Below are 8869 nucleotides of genomic sequence, written 5' to 3' on the forward strand. Positions count from 1 at the left end.
GCTAGTCGCGGGCCGCGATCAGATGCTCGGCGTGTTCCTGCAGGGAGCGGACGCCGACGTCGCCGCCGTTGAGCGCGTCGATGCCCTGGACGGCGGCGGCGAGCGCCTGGACCGTCGTCAGACAGGGGACGGACCGGGCCACGGCCGCCGTACGGATCTCGTAGCCGTCGAGGCGGCCGCCGGTGCCGTAGGGGGTGTTGACGATGAGGTCGACCTGGCCGTCGTGGATGAGCTGGACGATGGTCTTCTCGCCGTTCGGGCCGACGCCCTCGGACTGCTTGCGCACGACCGTGGCGTTGAGGCCGTTGCGCTTGAGCACCTCGGCGGTGCCGGAGGTGGCGAGCAGCTCGAAGCCGTGGGCGACGAGTTCGCGCGCCGGGAAGATCATCGAGCGCTTGTCGCGGTTGGCGACCGAGATGAACGCGCGGCCCTTGGTGGGCAGCGGCCCGTAGGCGCCGGCCTGCGACTTGGCGTACGCGGTGCCGAACACCGAGTCGATGCCCATGACCTCGCCGGTGGAGCGCATCTCCGGGCCGAGGACGGTGTCCACGCCGCGGCCGTGGATGTCGCGGAAGCGCGACCACGGCATGACGGCCTCCTTGACGGAGATCGGCGCGTCGAGCGGCAGGGTGCCGCCGTCGCCGTTCGCCGGCAGCAGGCCCTCGGCGCGCAGCTCGGCGACGGTCGCGCCGAGCGAGATGCGGGCGGCGGCCTTGGCCAGCGGCACCGCGGTCGCCTTCGAGGTGAAGGGCACGGTCCGGGAGGCGCGCGGGTTGGCCTCGAGGACGTAGAGGATGTCACCGGCCATGGCGAACTGGATGTTGATCAGGCCGCGGACGCCGACGCCCTTGGCGATGGCCTCGGTGGAGGCGCGCAGCCGCTTGATGTCGAAGCCGCCGAGGGTGATCGGGGGCAGCGCGCACGCCGAGTCGCCGGAGTGGATGCCGGCCTCCTCGATGTGCTCCATGACGCCGCCGAGGTAGAGCTCCTCGCCGTCGTACAGTGCGTCGACGTCGATCTCGATGGCGTCGTCCAGGAAGCGGTCGACCAGGACCGGCCGGGAGGGGCTGATCTCGGTGGACTCGGCGATGTACGACTCCAGGCGCGTCTCGTCGTACACGATCTCCATGCCGCGGCCGCCGAGGACGTACGACGGGCGGACGAGGACCGGGTAGCCGATCTCGTCGGCGATGGCCTTGGCGCCCGCGAAGGTGGTGGCGGTGCCGTGCTTGGGGGCCGGCAGGCCCGCCTCGGCGAGCACGCGGCCGAAGGCGCCGCGGTCCTCGGCGGCGTGGATCGCCTCGGGCGAGGTGCCCACGACCGGTACGCCGTTGTCCTTGAGCGCCTGCGCGAGACCGAGCGGGGTCTGGCCGCCGAGCTGCACGACGACGCCCGCGACCGGGCCGGCGAGGGTCTCCGCGTGCACGATCTCCAGCACGTCCTCGAGCGTCAGCGGCTCGAAGTACAGGCGGTCGGAGGTGTCGTAGTCCGTGGAGACGGTCTCCGGGTTGCAGTTGACCATCACGGTCTCGTAGCCGGCGTCGCTGAGCGCGAAGGAGGCGTGGACGCAGGAGTAGTCGAACTCGATGCCCTGGCCGATGCGGTTCGGGCCGGAGCCGAGGATGACGACCGCGGGCTTCTCGCGGGGCGCGACCTCGGTCTCCTCGTCGTAGGAGGAGTAGAAGTACGGCGTCTTCGCGGCGAACTCGGCGGCGCAGGTGTCGACCGTCTTGTAGACCGGGCGGACCCCGAGGGCGTGCCGGACCTCGCGGACGACGTCCTCGCGCAGACCGCGGATCTCGGCGATCTGGGCGTCGGAGAAGCCGTGCCGCTTGGCCTCGGCGAGCAGGTCCTGGTCGAGCCGGTCGGCGGCGGCCAGCTCGTCCGCGATCTCCTTGATCAGGAACATCTGGTCCACGAACCACGGGTCGATCTTCGTCGCGTCGAAGACCTCCTCCGGGGTGGCTCCGGCGCGGATGGCCTGCATGACGGTGTTGATGCGCCCGTCGGTCGGCCGGACGGCCTCTTCGAGGAGCTGCTTCTTGTCGCCGGGCTCTCCGACGAAGGTGAACTGCGAGCCCTTCTTCTCCAGGGAGCGCAGCGCCTTCTGGAGCGCCTCGGTGAAGTTGCGGCCGATGGCCATGGCCTCGCCCACCGACTTCATGGTGGTGGTGAGGGTGGAGTCCGCGGAGGGGAACTTCTCGAAGGCGAACCGGGGCGCCTTGACGACGACGTAGTCGAGCGTCGGCTCGAAGGAGGCCGGCGTCTTCTCCGTGATGTCGTTCGGGATCTCGTCCAGGGTGTAGCCGACGGCCAGCTTGGCGGCGATCTTGGCGATCGGGAAGCCGGTGGCCTTCGAGGCGAGTGCCGAGGAGCGCGACACGCGCGGGTTCATCTCGATGACGATGATGCGCCCGTCCTCGGGGTCCACCGCGAACTGGATGTTGCAGCCGCCGGTGTCGACGCCGACCTCGCGGATGATCGCGATGCCGATGTCGCGCAGCCGCTGGTACTCGCGGTCGGTCAGCGTCATCGCCGGGGCGACGGTGATCGAGTCGCCGGTGTGGACGCCCATCGGGTCGAAGTTCTCGATGGAGCAGACGACCACGACGTTGTCGTTCTTGTCGCGCATCAGCTCCAGCTCGTACTCCTTCCAGCCGAGGATGGACTCCTCCAGGAGCACCTCGGTGGTCGGGGAGAGCGTGAGGCCCTGGCCGGCGATGCGGCGCAGCTCCTCCTCGTCGTGGGCGAAGCCGGAGCCGGCGCCGCCCATGGTGAAGGAGGGGCGGACGACGACGGGGTAGCCGCCGAGCGTCTCGACGCCCTGGATCACGTCGTCCATGGAGTGGCAGATGACGGAGCGGGCGGACTCGCCGTGGCCGATCTTCTTGCGGACCTCCTCCACGACGTCCTTGAAGAGGTCGCGGTCCTCGCCCTTGTTGATGGCCTCGACGTTGGCGCCGATCAGCTCGACGCCGTACTTCTCCAGCACTCCCTGCTCGTGCATGGAGATCGCGGTGTTGAGCGCGGTCTGGCCGCCGAGGGTGGGCAGCAGGGCGTCGGGGCGCTCCTTGGCGATGATCTTCTCGACGAACTCCGGGGTGATCGGCTCGACGTAGGTCGCGTCGGCGATCTCCGGGTCGGTCATGATCGTCGCCGGGTTGGAGTTGACGAGGATCACGCGCAGGCCCTCGGCCTTGAGCACGCGGCACGCCTGGGTGCCGGAGTAGTCGAACTCGGCGGCCTGGCCGATGACGATCGGGCCGGAGCCGATGACCAGGACGGACTGGATATCGGTGCGCTTAGGCACGCTGGCCCTCCATCAGGGATACGAAGCGGTCGAACAGGTAGGCGGCGTCGTGCGGGCCGGCTGCCGCTTCGGGGTGGTACTGGACGCTGAAGGCCGGCTGGTCGAGGAGCTGGAGTCCCTCGACGACCTGGTCGTTCAGGCAGACGTGGGAGACCTCGGCACGGCCGAAGGGGGTCTCGGAGACCCGGTCGAGCGGCGCGTCGACGGCGAACCCGTGGTTGTGCGCGGTGACCTCGACCTTGCCGGTCGTACGGTCCTGCACCGGCTGGTTGATGCCGCGGTGGCCGTACTTCAGCTTGTAGGTGCCGAAGCCGAGGGCGCGGCCGAGGATCTGGTTGCCGAAGCAGATGCCGAAGAGCGGGGTCTTCCGGCCGAGGACCTCCCGCATCAGGGCGACCGGCTGGTCGGCCTTCTCGGGGTCGCCCGGGCCGTTGGAGAAGAAGACGCCGTCGGGGTCGACGGCGTAGAGCTCCTCGGCGGTGGCGGTGGCGGGCAGCACGTGCACCTCGATGCCGCGCTCGGCCATGCGGTGCGGGGTCATGCCCTTGATGCCGAGGTCCACGGCGGCGACGGTGAACTTCTTCTCGCCGACGGCGGGGACGACGTACGTCTCCTGGGTGGCGACCTCCTCGAAGAGGCTGGCGCCCTTCATCTCGGGGGCCTGGCGGACCTCGGCGATCATCGTGCCCTCGTCGGGCAGCGCGTTGCCGGAGAAGATGCCGACGCGCATGGCGCCGCGCTCGCGCAGGTGGCGGGTGAGCGCGCGGGTGTCGATCCCGCTGATGCCGACGACGCCCTGGGCGCGCAGCTCGTCGTCGAGGGAGCGGCGGGAGCGCCAGTTGGAGGGCACGCGCGCGGGATCGCGCACGACGTACCCGGCGACCCAGATCCGCTTCGACTCGGGGTCCTCGTCGTTGATGCCGGTGTTGCCGACGTGCGGGGCCGTCATGACGACGACCTGGCGGTGGTACGACGGGTCGGTGAGGGTCTCCTGGTAGCCGGTCATGCCGGTGGAGAACACCGCTTCGCCGAAGGTCTCCCCCACGGCCCCGTAGGCACGGCCGCGGAAGATCCGGCCGTCCTCCAGGACGAGTACGGCGGAAACCTTCCCGGCTTCCCTGGTGGAGGTCGTCATCGTGCGCCTTCCGTGTCGTTGCTCTTCTTGATCATGGTGTTCAGGGTGTCGACCCATTCGTTGTGCTCGGCCGCGCGGTACGAGCGGAAGCCGGAGTCGATCAGCCTGTCGCCGTGGGCCCAGGTGACGACGAGCAGGCCGCCCTCGGTGAGGACCTTGCCGGCGATGCCCTTGTCGAGGCGGGCCTCGCGCAGTGCTCCGGCCGGGACGAAGAAGTCGGTGGCCCCGGGGCGTACGACGTCCAGTCCCGCGTCCGTCAGCGTGAGCTCGGCCCGGCTCCGAGTGCCCAGGCCGTGCGCCACGATGCGGTCGAGCCACTGCCCGGCGGTGGTGGAGCCGTGGTAGCGGCCGCTCATCGTCAGTCTCGCCGGACCGGGCTCCGTCGGCATTCCCGGCAGCGGCACGCCGTCCTCGTCGAGGGCGGCGGCCGAGGGGCGGGTGGGCAGCGCGGGCAGGTCGCCCTGGAGGGTGGCGCGCCACTTCCAGCCCTCGCGCATCAGCCAGTAGAGCAGGGCGACGAAGAGGGCGAGGCCGACGAGCCAGCCGATCCGGGCGGCCCAGTCGGTCACCTCCGCCGACTTCTGTCCGGCGGCGAGGTACGTCAGTTGCAGAGATGTCACGCGAGCTTCCCGTCGACGAGCGTGGCCCGGCCCCGCAGCCACGTGTGCGTCACACGGCCCGGCAGCTCGCGGCCCTCGTACGGAGTGTTGCGGCTGCGCGAGGCGAAGCCCGCGGGGTCCACGGCTCCACGGTATTCCGTGTCGACCAGCGTGAGGTTGGCGGGCTCACCTGCCGAGACGGGACGTCCGTGACCGGTGGCCCGGCCGATCAGGGCGGGCTTGACGGACATCCGGTCGGCGACGCCGGCCCAGTCGAGGAGGCCGGTCTCCACCATCGTCCGCTGGACGACGGAGAGGGCGGTCTCCAGGCCGACCATGCCCATGGCGGCGGCGGCCCACTCGCAGTCCTTGTCCTCGTGCGGGTGCGGGGCGTGGTCGGTGGCGACGATGTCGATCGTGCCGTCGGCGAGCGCCTCGCGCAGGGCCAGCACGTCACGTTCGGTGCGCAGCGGCGGGTTGACCTTGAAGACCGGGTTGTAGGTGCGCACCAGCTCGTCGGTGAGGAGCAGGTGGTGCGGGGTGACCTCGGCGGTGACGTCGATGCCGCGGGACTTGGCCCAGCGGACGATCTCGACGGAGCCGGCGGTCGACAGGTGGCAGATGTGGACGCGGGAGCCGACGTGCTCGGCGAGCAGCACGTCGCGGGCGATGATCGACTCCTCGGCGACCGCCGGCCAGCCGCCGAGACCCAGCTCGGCGGAGACGACGCCCTCGTTCATCTGGGCGCCCTCGGTCAGCCGCGGCTCCTGGGCGTGCTGGGCGACGACGCCGCCGAAGGCCTTCACGTACTCCAGGGCGCGGCGCATGATCACGGCGTCGTCGACGCACTTGCCGTCGTCGGAGAAGACGGTGACGCCGGCCGCGGACTCGTGCATGGCGCCCAGCTCGGCGAGCTTCTTGCCCTCCAGGCCGACGGTGACGGCGCCGATGGGCTGCACGTCGCAGTAGCCGCCCTCCTGGCCGAGCCGGTAGACCTGCTCGACCACGCCGGCGGTGTCGGCGACCGGGAAGGTGTTGGCCATGGCGAACACCGAGGTGTAGCCGCCGCTGGCGGCGGCGCGGGTGCCGGTCAGGACGGTCTCGGAGTCCTCGCGGCCCGGCTCGCGCAGGTGGGTGTGCAGGTCGACCAGGCCCGGCAGCAGCACCTTGCCGCCGGCCTCGACCACCTCGGCGCCCTCGGCGCTGAGGCCGGTGCCGACCTCGGCGATGGTCCCGCCGTCGATCAGCACGTCCTGCGGGTCCCCGCCGAGCACCTTCGCACCACGAATAAGGATCTTGCTCATTGTCTACTTCTCCTCGTCCGCGGAAAGGGTGTGCGCGGAGCGCTCGCTGGAAGGGTGGGGGTGGGAGACGGGCGGGCGGGTGTGGGTGACGGCGGGCTCGTTGCCGCCCAGCAGCAGGTACAGCACCGCCATGCGGATGGACACGCCGTTCGTCACCTGCTCGATCGCCGTGCAGCGGTCGGAGTCGGCGACCGCGGCGGTGATCTCCATGCCGCGGACCATCGGGCCGGGGTGCATCACGATGGCGTGCTCCGGCATCTTCGCCATGCGGTCGCCGTCGAGGCCGTAGCGACGCGAGTACTCGCGCTCGGTCGGGAAGAAGGCCGCGTTCATCCGCTCGCGCTGGACGCGCAGCATCATCACCGCGTCGGACTTGGACAGCGTGCTGTCGAGTTCGTAGGAGACCTCGCAGGGCCAGGACTCGACGCCGATGGGCAGCAGGGTGGGCGGGGCGACGAGGGTGACCTCGGCGCCGAGGGTGTGCAGCAGGTCGACGTTGGAGCGGGCGACCCGGCTGTGCAGGATGTCGCCGACCAGCGTGATGCGCCGGCCCGCCAGGTCCTTGCCGAGTCCGGCGTCCCGGCCGACGAGCCGGCGCCGCATCGTGAAGGCGTCGAGCAGGGCCTGCGTGGGGTGCTGGTGGGTGCCGTCGCCCGCGTTGATCACGGCGGCGTCGATCCAGCCTGAGGTGGCGAGGCGGTACGGGGCCCCGGAGGCGCCGTGCCGGATGACGACGGCGTCGACGCCCATGGCCTCCAGGGTCTGGGCGGTGTCCTTCAGGGACTCGCCCTTGGAGACGCTGGACCCCTTGGCGGTGAAGTTGATGACGTCCGCCGAGAGCCGCTTCTCGGCGGCCTCGAAGGAGATCCGGGTGCGGGTGGAGTCCTCGAAGAAGAGGTTGACGACGGTGCGGCCGCGCAGGGTCGGCAGCTTCTTGATCGGCCGGTCGGCGACCCGGGCCATTTCCTCGGCGGTGTCGAGGATGAGCACGGCGTCGTCGCGGGTGAGATCGGCGGCCGAGATGAGATGACGCTGCATCTGTCAGGCTCCGTAAGGCAGTTCAGGCATATGGGGGCATACGGGCGCGCAGGGGCGCACTCGGGCGAGGGTTCGCCGAGTGGGACTACTGCTCGCCGGCCGGGGAGGTCCGCTTCACACCGAGCAGCACGGTGTCGCGGCCGTCCTCCTCGGCGAGCTGGACCTTGACCGTCTCCCGCAGCGACGTGGGGAGGTTCTTGCCGACGTAGTCGGCGCGGATGGGCAGTTCGCGGTGGCCGCGGTCGACGAGGACCGCGAGCTGCACGGCGCGCGGACGCCCGATGTCGTTCAGCGCGTCGAGGGCGGCGCGGATGGTGCGTCCGGAGAAGAGCACGTCGTCGACGAGGACGACCAGCCGGCCGTCGATGCCGTCACCGGGGATCTCGGTGCGGGCCAGCGCGCGCGGCGGGTGCATGCGCAGGTCGTCGCGGTACATGGTGATGTCGAGGGAGCCGACCGGGATCGTGCGGCCGGTGATCTCGGCGAGCTTGTCGGCCAGCCTGCGCGCCAGGAAGACGCCACGGGTGGGAATGCCGAGGAGCACCACGTCGTCGGCGCCCTTGGCGCGTTCGACGATCTCGTGGGCGATGCGGGTCAGCACCCGCGCGATGTCGGGGCCCTCGAGAACGGGCCGCGCATCGGACTCGTACTGCTGCTTGTCCTGCTCGGTGTCCATACGAAACGGACCTCCTTCTCCGCCTCACGGGACGGATCATTAAAGGACGTCGGAATTGCGCCACCCACGGTACCAGCAAGGCAACGCGCCTGATCACACCCGCGGATTCACCCGGACGGCGGCTGCCGGGGAGGTGCGGGTACGGACCATTCGGCTTGACGGGGCAGAGTAACGCTGCGTAACCTCACAGTGAGTCACCAGCCGCGCGGCGGAGCCGCACGTTGATACAGCGTCCGGGGAGCTATATGTCCAGCGAATACGCCAAACAGCTCGGGGCCAAGCTCCGCGCCATCCGCACCCAGCAGGGACTTTCCCTCCACGGCGTCGAGGAGAAGTCCCAGGGCCGCTGGAAGGCAGTCGTGGTCGGTTCGTACGAGCGCGGCGACCGCGCCGTCACCGTGCAGCGTCTCGCCGAGCTCGCGGACTTCTACGGGGTCCCCGTGCAGGAGCTGCTTCCCGGCACCACGCCGGGCGGGGCCGCCGAGCCGCCGCCGAAGCTGGTCCTGGACCTGGAGCGCCTGGCGCACGTGCCGGCCGAGAAGGCGGGCCCGCTGCAGCGGTACGCGGCCACGATCCAGTCCCAGCGCGGTGACTACAACGGCAAGGTGCTGTCGATCCGCCAGGACGACCTGCGCACACTGGCCGTCATCTACGACCAGTCGCCGTCGGTGCTCACCGAGCAGCTGATCAGCTGGGGCGTGCTGGACGCGGACGCGCGCCGCGCGGTCTCCCACGACGAAGGCTGATCCCTTCCGCCGCTTGTGAAGAAACGTGCCGCCGGGGTGGCCGGAACACATCGTTCCGGCC

General features: G+C 70.6%; 7 protein-coding genes. 1 reads left to right on the top strand and 6 read right to left on the bottom strand.

All coding sequences use genetic code 11. The annotated features are described in order from the left end of the window. Nucleotide 1 precedes the first annotated feature (1 nt). From carB to pyrR, 6 genes are all read right to left on the bottom strand, one after another. On the bottom strand, nt 2-3310 hold the full coding sequence (carB, locus tag ACWGIS_RS33915; protein ID WP_453366339.1) for a carbamoyl-phosphate synthase large subunit: 3309 nt from the start codon (nt 3308-3310) through the stop codon (nt 2-4). Further along, entirely contained in the window at nt 3303-4445 is a 1143-nt protein-coding gene (gene carA, locus ACWGIS_RS33920; protein WP_453366340.1) for a glutamine-hydrolyzing carbamoyl-phosphate synthase small subunit, read from the bottom strand. Before carA ends, carB begins: the two co-directional genes overlap by 8 nt. Beyond that, nucleotides 4442-5065 carry a PH-like domain-containing protein gene (locus ACWGIS_RS33925; protein WP_453366341.1) on the bottom strand — a complete coding sequence of 208 codons (624 nt, stop codon included), beginning with the start codon at nt 5063-5065 and terminating at the stop codon, nt 4442-4444. The genes carA and ACWGIS_RS33925 overlap by 4 nt, the downstream gene beginning before the upstream one ends. Next, nucleotides 5062-6348 (bottom strand): dihydroorotase, encoded by a 1287-nt coding sequence (locus tag ACWGIS_RS33930; RefSeq protein WP_453366342.1) that lies wholly within the window; start codon nt 6346-6348, stop codon nt 5062-5064. The genes ACWGIS_RS33925 and ACWGIS_RS33930 overlap by 4 nt, the downstream gene beginning before the upstream one ends. A gap of 3 nt (nt 6349-6351) precedes the next feature. Then, nucleotides 6352-7386, bottom strand: a complete 1035-nt coding sequence (locus ACWGIS_RS33935) for an aspartate carbamoyltransferase catalytic subunit (protein WP_453366343.1) — start codon at nt 7384-7386, stop codon at nt 6352-6354. An 85-nt stretch (nt 7387-7471) separates the two neighbouring features. After that, the gene (gene pyrR, locus ACWGIS_RS33940; protein WP_453366344.1) at nt 7472-8062 is read right to left on the bottom strand and encodes a bifunctional pyr operon transcriptional regulator/uracil phosphoribosyltransferase PyrR; all 591 of its coding nucleotides are present in this window, start codon (nt 8060-8062) and stop codon (nt 7472-7474) included. Between the two features lie 245 nt (nt 8063-8307). Between pyrR and bldD the strand changes: the two genes are divergently transcribed. Then, nucleotides 8308-8808, top strand: a complete 501-nt coding sequence (gene bldD / locus ACWGIS_RS33945; protein ID WP_067366005.1) for a transcriptional regulator BldD — start codon at nt 8308-8310, stop codon at nt 8806-8808. Nucleotides 8809-8869 lie beyond the last annotated feature (61 nt).

The sequence above is a fragment of the Streptomyces sp. NPDC054842 genome (genome assembly GCF_053611025.1).